Genomic DNA, 18,588 nt, shown 5'->3' with positions numbered 1-18,588 from the left:
TTGCCTTCAATTGTCGGATTGTTATCAGTTGCGCATTAGTCACTTTCTGTCATTTGGAGTATCTTTGGATTATTGGACGATTTTTATTCCTCAATCAAAGGAATGCGGATCTTCACCTTTGTTCCTTGCCCAGGCTGGCTCGTCACCGTCACGCCATAACTCTCGCCGTAGAGAAGCTTGATGCGCTCGTGCACATTTTTCACCCCGATGCCGGTAAACAGCTGCCGCCGTCCCTCCCGCTTCGCCAGCCTGTCATCCTCGATTGCCGCCGGATCGAAGCCGTCGCCATCGTCGACGACCTCGCAGACAAGCGCGTCCGGCTCCTTCGCCGCCATAAAGTAAATACTGCCCGTCGCCTTGCGGTTGAAGCCATGAAAGAAGGCATTTTCGATAAAGGGTTGGATCATCAGCTTCGGCACATGGTACCCCATGCAATCCGGCGCGACAAAATAGTTCATCTTGATCCGATCGCCGTACCGGACATGATTGATGAATACGTAGTTGCGCATATTGACGAGCTCCTGGCTGAGCGTAATCGTCTCGCTGACGTTGCCGATCGCGTTCTGCAGCAGCGAGATCAGGGAATTGATTGTATCCGCCGCCTTCTCCTTGCTGCCCTGCTGCACCATAAATTTTACCGAGGCAAGCGTGTTGTAAAGGAAGTGCGGATTAATCTGCTGTTGCAATGCCTCCAGCTCCGCATTGCGCTGCTGCTTCTGGGTATGCACCAGCTCCTTTACGTATTCTTGCAGTTCGTCCATCATAGCGTTAAATGCTTGACCCAGCTGCCTCGTCTCGTAGCTCCCGCCTACATTGACATGATGGTCGAATTCATACTTGGAGATCGTGGAGATTTGTTTGACGAGCCGGGTCAGCGACTTCGTCAGTCTCCTGGAAATAAGAAAGACGATAATCAGCGCCGCCGCGACGATGGCAATAACGCTGAGCGCAATGGTCCTCGTATCGGTGAGCTGGCCGATCGCCGCTTCCTTGTCGACCAGATTGATAAGATAGAGCCCGAACGGCGCCAGCATCCGGGATAACACGATACCTTCCTTGCCCATAATCTCCGCATTTACGGAGGTCAGCTTCTTCTCCTCAATATCCTTCGCGTATTGGAGCAGATCGGGAAACGGCTGTCCCAGCCAGGCCGTACGGTTGCTCGATACGATAGAGCCCGCTTCGTCCATGATCGCGACGTCGTTGCCGAAGCTGGTAAAGCTTTCGAAAAACTTCTTGAAGTCTCTTTCCCGGATCGCAAAATAAATCGCGCCGTACACTTCGTCCGTCGTACGGTCGATGAGTGCCTTGGATGCGACGATCGTCGGCTCCGTTGCCGCTACGCCCGAGCGGCTCGAATCGTCGTATTGATAATGGATCTTGCGCGGCTCCGCAAGCGTGCGATCGGTTAAGGGATGCTCGCGAAGCTTGGCCCCGTATACCGGCCAAAGAGCGGGATCCGTCGTATAGCTCCTTCCGTTCATGCCGATGACCGTTATGCCTACCTCATAAGCGTCCACCAGAGATTGAATTCGTTTAACCTGTTCCACCAAATTGTAATAGGATCGATATTGCTCCAGGGAGCTGCCGTCTCCCTCGGACAGGGCGCCTCTGATCGTGCCGCTCTGCTGGGCGTTGTTGGCCGCCATAACGACGGCATAGCTGAACGCGTCCATATTGCTCGTAATCTGAGCGATGACTTTGGCGTTCGTAATACTGAACGTCTGCATAAACACCCGTTCCGATGTATTGATCGTCGTCCAGGTAGACGTCACGGATACGGCAATAATCGAGACGACCATAATAATGAACATTTTAATAAACAAGCCGTTGTACTTGAATCGATCGAATACGTTTCTCATACCCGCCCCTTCTCTTCTCCGACGAATTGCCTCCTGTAGCGGCTCGGCGACAGCCCCGTCGACTTCTTGAACACCTTGCAGAAGTAGCTGTGGTCGGAGTAGCCCACCATGCCGCTAATCTCGGAGATCATCGCGTCGCCCTTGCGCAGCAGCTCCTCTGCCTTCTCGATTCTGACCTTGTGCAAATAATCGACGAACCCCTCGCTGTTATGCGCGGAGAAGTAGCTGGACAGATAAGAGGCATTAAAGTGGAAGTGTTTCGCCATATCCGTCAGGTTCAGCGGCTCCGCATAATGCTGGTGAATGTAATCAAGCAGCTTCTTCATGTTGGCGTTGCCCGGCAAAGCGGCCTTGTCCGAGATACATGCCTCCGCCTCGGCGATGAAGGCATCCAGACAATTCAGCGCCTCGGAGGCGGACTTGGCATCCTCGATCGCCTTGAAGTGGCGATACTTATCCTTCTCAAGCTCTCGGGCGTCATACTCCATATTGCCCAGCAGCACCGTTATATTGAAGACGAGATTGCCCAGGAACGACTTGAAGGCGAACACATCCGTCGTATAATCGCCGGCCATCGCCTTGGCGTGATCGCGCAAATAATGGAAAGCCTGATGGAACTGGCCTCGCTTGAAGTCCTCCGTAAAACGGTTCAAATGGAAGCTCTCCGTTTGCAGCACCGGCGGAGGCAGCTTGCCCTCCTGCAGAACGCCCATATCCGGCAGATAGAAAGCATAACCCAGCAGCCTGGTCAAAGAGCCGTTGTACACGTCGCGGAGCTCCTTCACATCCGGGAACGGATTCGTGACCGCGATCGGAATACGCTGGCCAGCTGCGGACAAGCTGACCGCCGCCATGCCTGCTATGCGGACCGCTTCGTCCATCGCGCTCTGGTCGGCGTTGATCAATACGGCTCTCAGCTGCCCTTCTATTGGAAGTGCCCGTATAACGGGCAGGTTCCTTTCAGAGCTGGAGCTCGACGCCAGCAAGCCCGTTAACTTCTCCTGCAGCTGAACCGCAGAAGGCTGAACGCCTTCCTCCAGTACTCGCGGGTCAAAGCCGGCTAGCAAGAAGAGCGGATGCGGAAACGTCTCCCGAAGCTCGTCCGCCGAGAAGTCGGCATCGTATCCGGATAAAAGACGCTCCAGCTTCTGCTCCAGGGAAGGAGCGTAGCCGCCCCCCGACGACTCCTTGGCGCCGAGCGAGGGAATACGCTGCGCCGTCATCTTAAGCACCGTCAGCAGATGCTGGAGATCGAGCTTCGGCTTTAAAATATAATCCGCGACGCCGCTCTGAAACGTCGAACGGACATAATCGAATTCGCCGAAGCTGCTTAATACGATCACTTCTATCTCGGGGTAATGCTGCTTGATCTGCCTGGTCAGCTCTTCTCCATCCATGACCGGCATCACGATATCCGTAATGACAATATGCGGCCTCAGCTCGGCGATCCGCTCCAACGCCTCTTGTCCGTTTGACGCCTCTCCGACAATATGGAAGCCTTCCTGCTCCCACGCCATAAAATGTTTGATTCCTTGTCTAATGAGCACCTCGTCGTCGACGATGAGCACCCTGCAGTATTCGGACGCTGCCATATGGGCCGCACCTCCCGCGCGTAATGAATGTGCTTCTAGTATAGCCGTTCTTCGCGACAACTGTAATGCCCCTTAAGAGCACATGGGCGTAACCTTCCGATGCTGCGTTTTTTCCAAACTCTAAAATCCCTATTTGGCGCGGCGGAACATCCAAAAAGTACTTGCGGTGCTAAGCAGACGGGGAGTAGGTAGGGGTGGCAGATGAGGAATGTATGAGTGAAGAACATGGAAGGAACGCGGCTCGAACGCTGGACGGATGGAGAACGAGCGCGGAAAGAATGCGGCATGAACGCGGAACGGATGGGGAACGAACATGGAAGTAACTTGGCTCGAGCGCGGAACGGATGGGGAACATGCGTGGAAGGAATGCGGCGGAAGTCTAACGGACATGGTTGAGGCTGCCGATTTATTATGGACGGCAGCGCAGTTAAGTAAAGGCTGATCGTAACGGATACCACAGTCGCTATTTCGCAAAAATGGGGCTTGTCAAATTGTAACGGACACAGACGACCTTACTTCCGTCAAAACCGCATAGAATGGGCGGAAATACACCAGATAGCGTCACCTGAGTCCGTTAGATTTTCAATATCGCGAAAATGCTGCAAACAGAGGCTCTGAGGTCCGTTAGCGAAAGCAGAACGTTTCAGCTCCGTTACTCACAATGAATCGACAGCGTCGCTAATGTCCGTTAGAGGATTCACCAACAGGAAACAGGTCGCGATTTCCCGTGTTTTCGTACCCCCCTGAATAGGAATGGTACGGCATGTATGCCTATTTTGAGCTATTGCGACTGTACCTGCTATTGCCCAGAAATTTGGAGGCATAGTGGGACAACTTTAACTTATCGCGGACTTTTCCTCAATATTAATCGGCTGTAGCCAAGATCGACCCATTATAGTGGACTTATCCCCTATAATTAGCGGATTTGGCTAACTTGGGCGAATTATAGCGGACTTTTCCGCTATAACAGATGGATACCGCTAAGTTCGGTTCGATATAGCGGACTTATCCACTATAACAGACGGATACCGCTAAGTTCGGTTCGATATAGCGGACTTTCCCACTATATCAGACGAATACCGCTAAGTTCGGTTCGATATAGCGGACTTTTCCACTATATCAGACAGTTATGGCCAAGTTCGGCTCAATATAGCGGACTTTTCCACTATATTGAGCCCATCCGAATCGAGCCGATCAACTTCGACAGCCCGATCATCGGTCGGCAGATACACCCCTCTATTTGACCAAATCCTCTACAAATTTCGGCAGCACGAATGCCGCTTTGTGAAGGCGGGGCGTGTAATACTTGGTCTCAAGCTCCGGAATGGACGATTCCTCGACTTCAAGCGGATCGTAAGTCTTGCTGCCCATCGTAAATGTCCACAGGCCGCTTGGATACGTCGGGATGTTGGCGCCGTAAACGCGCACGATCGGGAACACTTCCTTCACGTCGCGGTTCACGCTTTTTATTAGTTCCGCCTTGAACCAAGGATTGTCCGTCTGCGCGACAAAGATGCCGTCCTCCTTCAGCGCTTCGTAGATGCCTTGGTAGAAACCGCGCGTGAACAGGTTCGCCGCAGGGCCGACCGGCTCCGTGGAATCCACCATGATGACGTCGTACGCATTTTTGCGATCGTGAATATGCATAAATCCATCGCCTACGAGCACTTCGACGCGGGGATTGTCCAGTTCGCCGGCAATGCTCGGCAAATACGTTTTGGAGTATTCGATGACCTTGCCGTCGATGTCGACAAGGACCGCTTTTTTTACCTTGGGATGCTTCATCACTTCGCGAATCACGCCGCCGTCGCCGCCCCCTACTACGAGAACATGCTCCGGATCGGGATGCGTGGACAATACCGGATGCGCGACCATCTCGTGATAAACGAACTCATCTCTAACGGTTGTCATAACCATGCCGTCCAGGACCAGCATCGTACCGAACTCTTCCGTTTCGATCATATCCAACTGTTGAAAGTCGGTTTGCTCATGGACATACGTTTTCGTAATTTTAGCCGTTATGCCGAAGCTTTCGGTCTGTTTCTCGGTATACCACATTTCCATCGTTGATCCCTTCTTTCCTTTAAAGGTTGTTCAAAAACTCCGCTTTTGAGATTCATACACTCATGTGCTAAAAACCAAACTTTTTAGCTCGCATATTTAGAAGCGGCACGTTTGCGCGCGGTTCAGCCTGTTTTATAGTGTTTCAAACTCGCCCATTTCGTATGACAACAATATCGGCAAATGAATAGCCGATGCCGCAATTTTCCATACTAGAGGTAGAACTTATCAACAATGAAGAACAGAACAACCTCTGCGAAAGGGAGTCGGCAGCTATGACCAAGTCTTCCAATCAGCCCGTCAAGCGGCAGGGCAAGCTGCGCCGCGCCGTCAAATTCCCTCGCCTGTCGGAGCGGCTCCTGGGACCCGCTCTCGCTCTCCGCAAGTGGTCGATTAGGGCAGGTCTGGCTGCTCTGGCCTGTCTGATCCTGCTTGTCGGGCTTTATCTCTATATAAGGTCGCAGACCCTGCCAGCGTCATCGGTGAGCCAAACCTCTCAAATGCTGGATATCCATGGAAACGTCATCGACACCTTCCATGCCGGCGAGAACCGACGGTCCGTCGCTCTGGCGGACATCGCGCACGAACTGATCGACGCGACGCTTGCCATCGAGGATCGCCGCTTCTACGACCATTCCGGATTCGATCTGAGGGGGATGGCGCGAGCCGTCGTCGTTAACGTGCAAGGCATGTCCAAGCTTCAAGGGGCCAGCACGCTCACCCAACAGCTCGCTCGCAATCTCTACTTGAGCCATGAGCGGACTTGGGAACGCAAGCTTAAGGAAGCCGCGTACACAGCACAGCTCGAGATGAGCTACTCCAAGGACGAGATTCTCGCCATGTACTTGAATCAGATCTATTACGGTCATGGCTCGTACGGCGTCGAAGCTGCGGCCATGATGTATTTCGGCAAACACGCCTCGGAGCTGTCGCTGGCCGAAAGCGCCATGCTCGCCGGCATACCAAAAGGACCAAAATATTATTCGCCATACATGAATATGAAGAACGCCAAGGACCGTCAGTACATCATTCTGGAATCCATGCTGGAGGGCGGCTCTATTACGGAGGAACAAGCGGCGGCTGCTTATGCCGAAGTGCTGGAATTCCAGCCGTTCGGCGGAACGGAGCAAGAAGGTTTCGCCCCGTACTTCCGGGACTATATTAGAAGCGTTGCCGTAGATAAGCTCGGCTTCGACGAAAAGCTGCTTAACGAAGGGGGCATTACGATCTATACGACGCTGGATCAGGAAGTGCAGGCCGCGGCCGAGGAAGCCATCAAAAACGGCATGCCGGAGAGCTCGGAGCAGCAGGCCGCGCTTGTCTCCATCGATCCCCGTACCGGCTATATCAAAGCGATGGTGGGAGGACGCGATTATTCGAAAAATCAATATAATCGCGTATTCGCAAGCACTCGTCAGCCTGGTTCGTCGTTTAAGCCCTTTTTATATCTGGCCGCCATCCGCAGCGGATTTATGTCTCCCATCACCCGTTTCAAAAGCGAACCTACCGTCTTTACCTACGACGAAGGGCGCAAAACTTACAAACCGAGCAACTACGGAGACAAATATACCGGCGATTATATCGATATGCGGAAAGCCATCAGCGGGTCCGACAATATCTATGCGGTAAACACGATTATGACTGTAGGGGCCGAAAAAGTGATCGAGACGGCCCGTACGTTGGGCATTGACAGCAAGCTGACTCCCGTGCCGTCGCTTGCGCTCGGCACCTCTCCGGTCAGTCCGTACGAGATGGCCTCCGCATATGGCACCTTCGCGAACGGGGGAACACGCATAGAGCCCGTTGCCATCCTCCGGATTGAAGACCGGAAGGGCAACGTATTATATGAAGCGAAGCCAAAGGCGCAGGAAGCCATTACGCCGGCCGAAGCCTATGTCATGACGAGCCTGCTGGAGAGCGTGTTCGACGAAGGCGGGACCGCCCATCGCGTGGAGGCAACCATTAAGCGCCCCGTCGCCGGCAAGACGGGAACGACGTCGACCGACGCCTGGCTCGTGGGCTATACGCCGGAGCTTGCTACGGCGGTCTGGGTCGGCTACGACAAGGACCGCATGCTCACCGTCGCGGAAGCCCATCGCGCCGCGCCGATCTTCGCGAACTTTATGGAGGATGCCTTGGATGCGGTGCCTCCAAAGATGTTTACGGTGCCCGAAGGCGTCGTTAACGTCTACATCGAGCAAGAGAGCGGCAAGCTGGCGGCGGCCGGCTGCGCCGGCACTACGCGGCTGGAGTCTTTCCTCGCCGGCACGGAGCCGACTGAGGTATGCGGCAACGCGGCTGTCGGAGGAGCCGGAGATTCAGGCGCCGATGACAGTGGAGGCGCAGGCAAAGGCCGTGCCGGTTCGGAGAAACAGCGCTCTTGGTGGCAAGATCTAAAGCGTTGGTGGACGAACTGACGTTTCGCACGCCGAGATCGTTCCCACGTTCATGCTTCCATCCATTTGTGCCATCCCGCGGCCGAGGTAAGTTCGTCAAGTTTCGCATGCTTTTGATCGCATATGCAGCAGGCAGGATCGCCCGTTTTTGCGACGGCGGTCCTGCTTTTTCTTTGGCGATTTAGGCATATAAACCTTGTCTCCGGAGGAAGCAAGCGCTATTTGTGACAGCCAAAATAAGATTCCGTGTCAAAAATATGTGCAAATCGTGAATTTTCTTTGAACAATCGACATAAGATGTGTTATAGTGGGTATAAGAATGAAAGAAAGCACTTACATCAATACGTAAGGAGTGTTTCCCCTATGACGACGAAGACTGCAACTATAAGCCAACTGCGGCCAACCAAATCCGACGTGAAACGTCTAGTAAACGTAATGACCCTGATTGCATGGGGAGTCCTCAGCATCGGCGTCCTGCTCTGCCTCATTAATCTTAGCCATTTCAGCGACAAAAACATCGGCCTTATGGTCGGGATCGGCTTTTTAATCGGCAGCGTTCATATCTACGTCATCGGTACGGCTATCGGTCTCGTTCATGCGTGGAAGTCCGAGATGGCGAAGTCGCACTCGAACAATCAATCGCAAGAGTAGCCGCAAACGGCGGATATCGGCCTTGAGTCGAGGCGTTAGCTTTTCGAGGTCCATTTGCGCCAACTTATAGCAAAGACAGAAAGGAAGCGACAGGGCAACTGTTTCGCTTCTTTTTGTTTTGCAAAAATATCACATCCCTCCTTGTGACAACTTTCCCATATCCGCGGATGCCTGAAACTCGTTTCGACGTCCACGGACAAGCCTGTTTCAAGCCGCCTGTAATCGCGTTACAAATAGAGGAATGCCATTTTACGGGAGGGCTTCACCTCTTTTGTCTAACTGGTGACTGACAAGTGACGGAACTTTGTCAGAACTAAGTCGAATTGTTTACATCGTCTTCGCGATAGTGTTATTCCGGTGTGATTTTGTTACATTATTCACAAGCTAATGAAATCGAGGAGTGGAACCGCAATGAGACGTTATTATCGAATGCTGGCAACAGCGCTCTTCCTGGCGATGGTTGCCGTGATCTCGGGCTGCAGCAGCGAGCAGTACATCGTGCTTGACCCGAAGGGACCAATCGGACAACAGCAGAAGGATCTTATCATTATTACTACCCTTCTGTGCGCGGTTATCATCGTGCCCGTCCTTATTTTAACCGCGGTCATCGTTATGCGTTACCGTGATCGCCCCGGCCGCAAAGCGCGCTATACGCCGGATTGGGAGCATAGCACGAAGCTTGAAGTGACATGGTGGACGATTCCGATTGTCATCATCATCACTCTTGCTGTCATTACCGCTATCTATACGTATAAGCTCGAACCTTCCAAGCCGCTTGAATCGGCGAAAGAACCGATTACGATCGAAGTAACGTCTCTCGACTGGAAGTGGCTGTTCACTTATCCGGACGAGGACATTGCGACCGTCAACTATATCAAGTTTCCCGAAGATACGCCGGTCCGTTTCCAGTTGACGTCCGACAAGGCGATGAATTCCTTCTGGATTCCGCAGCTCGGCGGACAGCTCTACACGATGTCGGGCATGGCCATGACGCTGTTTCTGCAAGCGGATGAGCCGGGCATCTACTACGGCTCGGGCGCTAACTTCAACGGCGAGGACTTCGCTCAGATGACGTTTGACGCAGAAGCGGTCTCGGATGAAGAGTATCAGGCTTGGATACAAGAAGTGAAAGGCGATTCTCCTGCACTGACCCTGGATGGTTACGAGCAGCTCAAGAAGCCGGGACGCTCCGACGTGCAGCTGTTCTCGAGCTTCCCGGAAGGACTGTTCCAATACATCGTGACGCAGTATGTTGAGGACGGCAGCGGCGGCGCGCATGCCCATCACGGTCAAAGCGGGGACAGCGGACAATAACGACCCGCGCATACGAAAGGAGAAAGCTTCATGTGGGATAAAATCAAGGAATTTTCATCCGAGTTTTTCGTGACGGGTGACCCGCTCATTCTCGGCGCACAAGTCTCCATCGCGCTGACGCTCGTAGCGATCATCTTCACGCTGTCTTATTTCAAGAAGTGGCGCTGGCTCTGGACGGAGTGGCTTACTTCCGTCGATCACAAGAAAATCGGCATTATGTATATCATCGCATCCATTCTGATGCTGTTCCGCGGCGGCGTCGATGCCCTGCTCATGCGTGTGCAGTTGGCAGCGCCTGAGCTGGAATTCCTGAACGCCGAACACTATAACGCGATATTTACGACGCATGGCGTTATCATGATCCTGTTCATGGCGATGCCGCTCATGTTCGGTCTGTTTAATATCGTCGTGCCGCTCCAGATCGGCGCGCGCGACGTCGCGTTCCCGTTCCTGAACTCCCTGAGCTTCTGGATGTTCTTCTTCGGGGCGATGCTGTTCAACGTTTCGTTCGTTATCGGCGGCTCTCCCGATGCGGGCTGGCTCGCATATCCGCCGCTCTCGGAGCTGTCAGGCAGTCCGGGCGTCGGGCAGGACTTCTATATATGGGGCATACAGATATCCGGCATCGGCTCGCTCGCGACGGGCATTAACTTCGTCGTCACCATTCTCAAGATGCGTGCTCCCGGCATGAAGCTGATGAAGATGCCGATGTTCAGCTGGTCCGTTCTGTCTTCTTGCGTAACCATCATGCTAGCGTTCCCGATTCTGACTGTTACGCTGTTCCTGCTCTTCTTGGACCGCTATCTCGGCGCGCATTTCTTTACGCTCGACGGGGGCGGCAACCCGATGATGTACCTCAACCTGATCTGGATGTGGGGACATCCCGAGGTATATATCGTTATCTTGCCGGCATTCGGTATCTTCTCGGAGATAGTCGCTACCTTCGCGAAGAAGAAATTGTTCGGCTACAAATCGATGGTGTTCGCACTGATGTCCATCAGTTTCTTCTCGTTCTTTACCTGGGCGCATCACTTCTTTACGATGGGCTCCGGCGCGAACGTCAACGCGTTCTTCGCCGTTACGACCATGATTATCGCGATTCCGACCGGGGTCAAGGTGTTCAACTGGTTGTTTACGATGTATCGAGGAAAGTTATCGTTCCCGACGCCAATGCTTTGGACAGTCGCCTTTATCCCATGTTTCATCGTGGGCGGTATGACCGGGGTTATGTTGTCGGTCGCACCGGCGGACTTCCAGTTCCATAACAGCTACTTCCTGATCGCTCACTTCCACCAAGTGTTGATCGGCGGCGTCGTGTTTGGTTATTTCGCGGGTCTGTACTACTGGTGGCCGAAGATGTTCGGTTTCAAGCTCCACGAAGGTCTTGGCAAATGGGCGTTCTGGTTCTGGAACATCGGCTTCTACGTCTGCTTTATGCCGCAATACGCGCTTGGCTTCATGGGCATGACACGCCGCTTCAACGAATACAACTTCGACATGGGCTGGCAGCCGCTTAACGTCGTGTCCACAGTGGGCGCGTTCCTGATGGGTATTGCGTTTCTCTTCCAGGTATGGCAGATCGCGCACAGCATCAAGTTCCTGAAGATGGAAAAAACCGGCGACTCGTGGAATGGCCGTACGTTGGAATGGTCGATTCCTTCTCCGGCGCCGCACTATAACTTCGCCAGAATTCCAGTCGTAACAAGTCAGGACGACTTCTGGGAGAAGAAGCAACGCAAGCTTCGCGGAGAGAAGGATGCTCCGGAAGTCATCGCGGCGGAGCAGGCTCCGCTTGAGCCCATTCATATGCCAAAAAATTCCGGCATACCGTTTATCATGTCATTGTCCTGGTTCGTCGCCGGCTTCGGCTTCGTCTGGGATTGGAAATGGATGATCTTCGTCGGCATGGGCGGCGTCATCGCATGCATGCTGGCAAGATCGTTTACCTACGATACAGACTATTATATTCCGGTCGATGAGGTGCAGCGTACGGAAGCTGCGGCAAGGGGGGCTCACTAATGGCACTACTGAACAAATTTCTGTCCGGCGGCAAGAGTCAGCCTCTTGCCGCGGCGCATGGCCAAGGCGGCGGTCAAGCCGCGCATGGCGGCCATGACGCCCATGGGCATGATCACCACGATCAGGAAGGCATGAAGGTATTCGGCTTCTGGCTGTTCCTGATTACCGACGTTATTCTTTTCGGCACCTTGTTCGCGACCTTCGTCGTGCTTCGTCTCAATACGGCTGGCGGTCCGACGGGCGCCGAACTGATCGAAATCAACGGCATCATCATCTCTACGTTCATCTTGCTGACGAGCAGCTTTACCAGCGGCGTCGCGCTGCTGGAGATGAACCGGGGCAACAAAAAAGGGCTGATCACCTGGCTTATCATTACCGCGTTGCTTGGCGCATCCTTTATCTATCTCGAGGTAACGGAATTTATCCACCTTGTTCATGAAGGCGCCACGATCGGTACGAGCGCTTACTGGTCTTCGTTCTTCACGCTGGTCGGCACGCACGGACTTCACGTCTCGGTCGGCCTCGTCTGGATGGTAGCGCTGATCATTCAGCTCGCAAGACGCGGCATTACCGATGTTACGAAACGCAAGGTCAACGTCATCAGCTTGTATTGGCACTTTCTTGACGTTATCTGGATCTTCGTCTTCACGATCGTATACTTGATGGGGGTGATGTAAGATGGCCAATCCTAACGCTCACGGCGCCCAGCACGGTCATGACAGCCATGGAGGCGGCCACAGCGGCTCGCTGAAGTCTTACGTTATCGGCTTCGTCCTCTCGATCGTCTTGACGATCATTCCGCTCGTCGTCGTCATGAACGATATGTTCAGCAAGCAAGTCAACACCTTGATCATCCTGGTGATGGCCATTCTGCAATTCGCCGTACAGCTTCTGTTCTTCATGCATATCCGGGATGAAGAGAAACCTCGCTTCAACCTGATTGCCCTGATCTTCGGCCTCGTCATCATGCTGACGATCGTCGCGGGTTCCATCTGGATCATGACTTACAATGCGGTAGCAACCTAAGGCGTGTTGGCGAATACAAGGTGAAACGGCTGTCGCCGTCGTAAACTTATACTTTCCTGTTATTTAAACGGTGGACCCACAACTTGTGGGTCCCTTTTTGTTTGAAGATTTGGATGTCACTTTAAAAACGTAAAATCAACAAATGACTCTATAAATCTACCCATACCCTTTCTTCTCCTCTGAATAGTATAGATTATTCGGAACGGAGAGGGGGGATTGGGATGAGCAAAACCATCGTAATTAGTTGTGACCGCGACCGCGATTGGGACCGTGATCGCGACCGCGACCGCGACCGTGACCGTGACCGCGACCGTGACCGCGACCGTGATGACCGTGACCGTGACCGTGACCGCGACCGCCGCTGCAGCAGACGCGACCGCGAACGCATCCGCAGACTCAGACGTTTGATCAGACGTTTGGAAAGACGCTTGCGCCGTTTGATTCGCAATGGAGGCAACCGTGACTTAATCCGCAGACTGAGACGTTTGATCAGACGCCTCGAAAGACTCTTGCGCCGCTTGGAAAATCGTTGTGACCGTCGAGGTTTTTAATCTGAGAGAAATATAGAGAAAGTATGGCAAAATCATATACCTCCCTATATTTGAACGAAAACCCGCAACTGACACTTGAATAAGTGTCTGATGCGGGTTTTTGCCGGACTAGGGATTAGCCTTGGCTACATACTATCTTTTTAATAAAAGGCCGACACGATGTTGTTTAAGCGCAGAAATATGGCTAGGATAGCCAATCCGAAAGCAGCAGTATCAAGGTGCCAAGCACCAAGATCGTCGCCACCGTATAGCCGAAATATCGAATCGGCTTTGGCATCTCGCTCATGTTCACCTTGCGAATCGGCCCGCCGCCTTCGACACGCTGGATGCCGTCCATATTCATGTCCCTGTATGTCTCATCGACCGCTCTTTCCGTTTCCGGCTGCGTCTCGTGGGTATTATTAGGATATGACATCTGCCTCGCCTCCTTTGATATTTCGGCCAATCTTTATCCTGCTTCTGGAAACTAATACTCCATGCCGGCGTATAGTTGGATAAGACTTTGACATCAGACGACAAGGAGGAACGTCCATGTTTTTTGTATTCTGGCTTATTGTATTGGTTATTGGCATTGTCATTCTGTATAACAATCGTGAGCAAGAGGAAGAGCTTCTCGCGTTAAAGTTGGTGGGTTACTACTTTCTCGGCACCTTCTTTTTTTCACTTAACGGCCTCGTTCTCCCCATCGGCTTTGTCATTAGCTTGTTTATGAGGCCTAGTCAAAACAGGAGCGTCAAACGCGGTTCCGCGATCTTCGGCCTGGTGCTGATGATCATCGGGCAGTTTATCATTTGATAGATTTTTAATGAGTTGAAAGGCGGCAGCCATTGTGGTTGTCGTCTCCTTTTATATGCGTCTGATCCCGCAGTGATTCAAAGTAAATCCTCGACTACAATTCCTGCTTGCCATACAGTTGCCCGAACTCGCTTGCGGTCATGCCGAAGTGAAGTTCGTCATGGTACTCTCCATTCGTATAAATCATGTCCCTCAGTCGTCCCTCTTGGACGAAACCCAGCTTCTCATGCAAACGTATGGAAGCCGTGTTAAATGAATAAACATGCGGCGTCGCCTTGTGATAGTTCATCTCGTGGAAATAAAAACGCAGCACTGTACGAATCATTTCGCTCGCATATCCTTTAGAGCGATGCTCCGGCAGCAGGGCGATGCCATATTTGAACGTTCCATATCTTTTGTTGCACAAAAACGTATTGATCGTTCCGACGAGTTCTCCGTCACTCGTCTCCGCAACCCATCGGAACGCATCGCCCATTCGATTCCGTTGCTCGGCCTCCAGCCATTGGATCTGCTTCTCAGGAGATTGCGGGAAGTGGATCATGTCCACCTTTCGGTTCACCTCGTCATCCAGCGCTTGAAATAAAACAATATCCGATGATTGCAGCGCTCTTAACGTCAGTCTGTCCGAACGCCAATAATGGAAAGGCATATGCATCCTCTTTTCATCGCGTAATGATAGCAGAAGTTCCAGTTCCCTATCCATTCGACAAGTGAATTTCAAATCCCTTCCAAAAGACAACACATAAGGACGAGCGAAAAGCCAGACCTTTCGATTGTTGCTGCGGAAAAGGGTATAATACAGATAACCAATGTCAGAAGAAACGGGTGAACCGATGAGCGATATGCAGAACAAAGCCGGAACGACCGGTTGGAACTTGGAAAATAGCTATGCCGAAATGCCTGCTGCCCTGTTCACGGCTGTAAAACCTACGCCTGCGAGCGACCCCCGGCTGGTTGTATTAAACGAATCGCTTGCAGCCTTGCTGGGACTGAATCATGAAGAGTTGTCCGGCGAAGAAGGCGTCGCTGTGTTGGCAGGAAATAGGATTCCCGAGGGAGCTTTGCCGCTCGCTCAAGCCTATGCGGGACATCAATTCGGCAATTTCACGATGTTAGGAGACGGCAGAGCCATCCTGCTTGGCGAACAGATCACGCCGGACGGACGGCGAATGGATATACAGTTTAAAGGCTCCGGCGCTACGCCCTATTCGCGGCGCGGAGACGGGCGGGCTGCGCTGGGCCCCATGCTGCGGGAATATATAATCAGCGAGGCCATGCATGCGCTGGGCATCCCGACGACGCGCAGTCTGGCGGTCGTCGCGACGGGCGAGCCCGTCTACCGCGAGACTGTTCTGCCCGGCGCCGTCCTGACCCGCGTCGCTGCCAGCCATCTGCGCGTCGGCACGTTTCAATACGCCGCCAATTGGGGCGGCGCAGAGGAGCTTTACGCGCTCGCGGACTATGCGCTTCAGCGTCATTATCCCGACATCCCGCTGGATGACGGGCGTTATTTGGCCTTGCTGCGCGGGGTTATCGCCCGCCAGGCGGAATTGATCGCCAAGTGGATGCTGGTCGGCTTCGTCCATGGCGTCATGAACACCGATAACATGACCATCAGCGGCGAGACGATCGATTATGGACCGTGCGCGTTCCTGGATGCTTTCGATCCGAAGACGGTATTCAGCTCCATTGATGCAAACGGCCGTTATGCCTACGGCAATCAGCCTTATATCGGCGTGTGGAATTTGGCGCGGTTTGCCGAATCGCTGCTTCCACTGCTTCATGAGGATGAGGAGCAAGCGGTGAAGTTGGCCGAAGAGGCCTTGGGCGAGTTTACGAACTTGTATCACGGTCACTGGATGGCTGGCATGAGAGGCAAGCTGGGTCTGTTCGGCGAAGAGGATGAGGATGAGTCGCTCGTGAAAGAGCTTCTGGGACTGATGCAGCAGCACGGAGCGGACTATACGAATACGTTCGTTGCTCTGACGTTCGGCATGACCGAAGGCGAAGCGCTGTACGGTGACGAAGCGTTCGCCGCGTGGCGCGATCGGTGGCAGGGTAGACAGAGCAGGCATCGCAAGCCGGAAGAGGAGTCGCTGCGGCTCATGAAAACCAGCAACCCTGCCGTCATCCCTCGCAACCATCGCGTCGAGGAAGCGCTGGACGCCGCTGTAGAAGGCGATCTCAGCGTCATGGAGGATCTGCTGCGCGCACTGGCTGATCCTTATGATCATCGACCAGAGCAGGCGGAGTATGCGATTGTGCCGGAGGCTTGCGGGCCTTATCGGACGTTTTGCGGGACGTAGGTTTTTGGTGTGCATGTCATTTTAAGAAGGTCGTGTATCCCTTTATGATCAGGGAGAGCACTGCCTTCTTTTTTTGTCGGTTCCCGCCTTTATAACGAAATCAAGCTATCACTGTCAGTATCATACCGATACTGTTTCGTTTCATTATGGATGATCATCTCCAACACGTTTGTTTGACTGTTGTACGTGACGCTATTCGTGGTGCCGATCTCCTCGTTCAGATTAACCTTCATGATTTGATCGCCAATCCTTTTGTAGACATGGATCTCGATTTGGGGAGAGCCTTGCATCATAACGACTTCGTTCTCGCCATCCTCGTTCAGATCAGCAACCAATACATGTCCGCTAAGTCTCAAAATGAGCTGAGGCTGCCCGTCCACCTGCTCAAACAAATAGTTTTCGACGCAGTTTGCCCCGCATATCCCGGTTATAAGCGTCATCGGTCGTCCGAATAACGACTCTTCGTTTTTCGTAAAATCTTGAATATAAGTCTCCTCGCCAACAAAGCCATATTCCGTTATTTGTTTGTCGCGCACAGAACCGAGATATAAGTGAGAATCGGTCGTCGTTTTTTTATAAACCATAAACGAGTTATCGAATTTCTTAACCTCATGAACGTCATCGTACGAGAGCTGAACGCCTGCATCGGTAATCGTCTCTGGTTCCGAAAACTCCAGGATTATGCTGCTGCCCGTCGCTTCGCCCGCTTCTTGACTGAAAGAACATCCCATCAAAATCGTCAAAAACAGGGTCAGCAGGCAGATGCTCATCGTTCTCCAATTTTTCATTGCGATCTCCTCCTCTATTTAAATCCGCTGATTCCGAATATATCGCGTTCCGCTTTCGATTACTCTACTTCATTGACAGCTTTTTCATTCAAAAAGTTGCACTCCAACCAAGAGCCAAGATCGATTACCGCTCATAGGTTTGCTTGGCCAATTGATGCGTCAGCACCGTCGCTCCTGTTACGAGAATGCCCTGCAGCACGCCCTCGAGCGGGGATTCCAGCAAAAAGACGCCTCCTGCGATTCCGCACGCCAGAAGTGTCCACGGTATAGTCCAGTCAGGTACCTTGGGGGAATTCTTAAGCAACAAGCCGATAACAAAAAGCGCCGGCATCAATGCCAGCGCTTCTTCTTTGATATAATGGATGATCTCGTTCATCATGTCGCGGCTTTCGCCTCCTTATCGAGTAATTGCAGTCGGTCCAGCAGCACAGCAAGCTGTGCCCTCGTGATGGGCTCGTCTGGGCTAAATCGGTCTGCCGCCGTTCCGACAAGCAGGCCGGTTTGCAGCGCTTTGAGAATGGATTGCTCTGCCCAGTGGCCTTGGATGTCCCTTATGGCGGGGGTAGGCTTCGCTACAGGCGTTGTTTTGCTTGGTGCGGTTGCAGCAACAGGAGGCTTATAGGGATGGGCGATGTAGGCGCAGAAGCCATGAACGACCGCTTCCGCGTAGGTTTTCCACTTGTTCTTGAGCCGTTCGGCATCCTGCACGTTACTGCAAAACCCGTATTCGACGATGACCGTCGCGACCATGCCCGTATTGCGGTGCATAAAGTAATAGTCGCCACCCGACTCATTGGAGCGCGAAAACGCACGTCTTCGCGGCTGGCCCGCGCCAACAATAGAGTCCAGCAAGGCGTTTGCCATTTTGCCATTCGCGTACACGCTGTAGATCGTCTCCGCCCCTGCCGCCGTGCTGGATGGCGCCGCATTGATATGATTGCTGATGCCGTATTGCGCACCGCTTTGCTTCACCATCTCTGCTCTAGCCTTTGGCTCAAGCGTCGTGTCGCTGTTCCTGGTCAATGCGACTTTAACTCCCAGCTCCCGGAACCGGTTGTACTGGTATAACGAAATATCCAGCGTCATCGCCTTTTCCACGATGCCGTTGCCTCCCGCTCCCGGATCCGCTCCCCCATGGCCGGGGTCGATGATCAGGAGAGGTTTCGAATCTCCAATCAAAATGTGATCTCCTTCTTTCTTGTTGTAGTTAGTGGAAGTGTTTGTTCT

18 protein-coding genes are annotated in these 18,588 nt (G+C 52.9%); 10 read left to right on the top strand and 8 right to left on the bottom strand.

Features of this window, described 5'->3' with window-relative positions; translation table 11 throughout:
• Positions 1-83 precede the first annotated feature (83 nt).
• Both B1748_RS30260 and B1748_RS30255 read right to left on the bottom strand, forming a co-directional pair.
• On the bottom strand, positions 84-1,862 hold the full coding sequence (locus B1748_RS30260) for a sensor histidine kinase (protein ID WP_087571695.1): 1,779 nt from the start codon (positions 1,860-1,862) through the stop codon (positions 84-86).
• The gene (locus B1748_RS30255) at positions 1,859-3,454 is read right to left on the bottom strand and encodes a response regulator transcription factor (protein ID WP_087571694.1); all 1,596 of its coding nucleotides are present in this window, start codon (positions 3,452-3,454) and stop codon (positions 1,859-1,861) included. The genes B1748_RS30260 and B1748_RS30255 overlap by 4 nt, the downstream gene beginning before the upstream one ends.
• 313 nt (positions 3,455-3,767) lie before the next feature.
• Between B1748_RS30255 and B1748_RS37695 the strand changes: the two genes are divergently transcribed.
• Positions 3,768-3,896: a hypothetical protein gene (locus B1748_RS37695; RefSeq protein WP_256976039.1), complete on the top strand. Its 129-nt coding sequence runs from the start codon at positions 3,768-3,770 to the stop codon at positions 3,894-3,896.
• Between the two features lie 794 nt (positions 3,897-4,690).
• Here B1748_RS37695 and speE read toward each other — a convergent pair.
• Positions 4,691-5,518, bottom strand: a complete 828-nt coding sequence (gene speE, locus B1748_RS30250) for a polyamine aminopropyltransferase (RefSeq protein WP_087571693.1) — start codon at positions 5,516-5,518, stop codon at positions 4,691-4,693.
• Positions 5,519-5,790: 272 nt separating this feature from the next.
• Between speE and B1748_RS30245 the strand changes: the two genes are divergently transcribed.
• The 7 genes from B1748_RS30245 (at position 5,791) to B1748_RS37070 (ending at position 13,472) form a co-directional block, all read left to right on the top strand.
• Positions 5,791-7,932 carry a transglycosylase domain-containing protein gene (locus B1748_RS30245; protein ID WP_087571692.1) on the top strand — a complete coding sequence of 714 codons (2,142 nt, stop codon included), beginning with the start codon at positions 5,791-5,793 and terminating at the stop codon, positions 7,930-7,932.
• Positions 7,933-8,274: 342 nt separating this feature from the next.
• Positions 8,275-8,562, top strand: coding sequence for a hypothetical protein (locus B1748_RS30240; protein WP_087571691.1), 288 nt, complete (start codon positions 8,275-8,277; stop codon positions 8,560-8,562).
• 411 nt (positions 8,563-8,973) lie between these two features.
• Entirely contained in the window at positions 8,974-9,876 is a 903-nt protein-coding gene (gene cyoA / locus B1748_RS30235) for a ubiquinol oxidase subunit II (protein WP_087571690.1), read from the top strand.
• Between the two features lie 30 nt (positions 9,877-9,906).
• Positions 9,907-11,895, top strand: coding sequence for a cbb3-type cytochrome c oxidase subunit I (locus tag B1748_RS30230; RefSeq protein WP_087571689.1), 1,989 nt, complete (start codon positions 9,907-9,909; stop codon positions 11,893-11,895).
• Positions 11,895-12,572: a cytochrome o ubiquinol oxidase subunit III gene (gene cyoC, locus B1748_RS30225; protein WP_087571688.1), complete on the top strand. Its 678-nt coding sequence runs from the start codon at positions 11,895-11,897 to the stop codon at positions 12,570-12,572. Before B1748_RS30230 ends, cyoC begins: the two co-directional genes overlap by 1 nt.
• Position 12,573: 1 nt before the next feature.
• A complete protein-coding gene (gene cyoD, locus B1748_RS30220; protein ID WP_087571687.1) occupies positions 12,574-12,921 on the top strand; it encodes a cytochrome o ubiquinol oxidase subunit IV in 348 nt (115 codons plus the stop codon).
• Positions 12,922-13,142: 221 nt separating this feature from the next.
• Entirely contained in the window at positions 13,143-13,472 is a 330-nt protein-coding gene (locus tag B1748_RS37070) for a hypothetical protein (protein WP_087571686.1), read from the top strand.
• A 184-nt stretch (positions 13,473-13,656) separates the two neighbouring features.
• Here B1748_RS37070 and B1748_RS30210 read toward each other — a convergent pair whose 3' ends face one another.
• A complete protein-coding gene (locus B1748_RS30210) occupies positions 13,657-13,887 on the bottom strand; it encodes a hypothetical protein (RefSeq protein ID WP_087571685.1) in 231 nt (76 codons plus the stop codon).
• Positions 13,888-14,003: 116 nt separating this feature from the next.
• Here B1748_RS30210 and B1748_RS30205 point away from each other — a divergent pair, with 116 nt between their 5' ends.
• Positions 14,004-14,267 carry a hypothetical protein gene (locus B1748_RS30205; RefSeq protein ID WP_087571684.1) on the top strand — a complete coding sequence of 88 codons (264 nt, stop codon included), beginning with the start codon at positions 14,004-14,006 and terminating at the stop codon, positions 14,265-14,267.
• 94 nt (positions 14,268-14,361) lie between these two features.
• Here B1748_RS30205 and B1748_RS30200 read toward each other — a convergent pair whose 3' ends face one another.
• Positions 14,362-14,916, bottom strand: coding sequence for a GNAT family N-acetyltransferase (locus B1748_RS30200; RefSeq protein WP_087571683.1), 555 nt, complete (start codon positions 14,914-14,916; stop codon positions 14,362-14,364).
• 193 nt (positions 14,917-15,109) lie between these two features.
• On the opposite strand from B1748_RS30200, the gene B1748_RS30195 reads away from it, so the two are divergent.
• Positions 15,110-16,573 carry a protein adenylyltransferase SelO gene (locus B1748_RS30195; RefSeq protein WP_373271313.1) on the top strand — a complete coding sequence of 488 codons (1,464 nt, stop codon included), beginning with the start codon at positions 15,110-15,112 and terminating at the stop codon, positions 16,571-16,573.
• A gap of 89 nt (positions 16,574-16,662) precedes the next feature.
• On the opposite strand, the gene B1748_RS30190 is transcribed toward B1748_RS30195, so the two are convergent.
• The 3 genes from B1748_RS30190 to B1748_RS30180 all read right to left on the bottom strand — a co-directional run bounded on the left by B1748_RS30190 (position 16,663) and on the right by B1748_RS30180 (position 18,540).
• Positions 16,663-17,361 (bottom strand): hypothetical protein, encoded by a 699-nt coding sequence (locus tag B1748_RS30190; RefSeq protein WP_087571681.1) that lies wholly within the window; start codon positions 17,359-17,361, stop codon positions 16,663-16,665.
• A gap of 124 nt (positions 17,362-17,485) precedes the next feature.
• Complete coding sequence (locus B1748_RS30185; protein WP_218781671.1) at positions 17,486-17,740, bottom strand: phage holin family protein; 255 nt, start codon at positions 17,738-17,740, stop codon at positions 17,486-17,488.
• Positions 17,737-18,540, bottom strand: coding sequence for an N-acetylmuramoyl-L-alanine amidase (locus tag B1748_RS30180; RefSeq protein WP_143810411.1), 804 nt, complete (start codon positions 18,538-18,540; stop codon positions 17,737-17,739). Before B1748_RS30180 ends, B1748_RS30185 begins: the two co-directional genes overlap by 4 nt.
• Between the last annotated feature and the right edge of the window lie 48 nt (positions 18,541-18,588).

Origin of the sequence: Paenibacillus sp. MY03 (genome assembly GCF_002165585.1) — a bacterium.
Taxonomy (GTDB): domain Bacteria; phylum Bacillota; class Bacilli; order Paenibacillales; family Paenibacillaceae; genus Pristimantibacillus; species Pristimantibacillus agaridevorans.
Note: the sequence above shows the minus strand (reverse complement) of the source record. Positions and strands in the feature narration are given on the sequence as shown.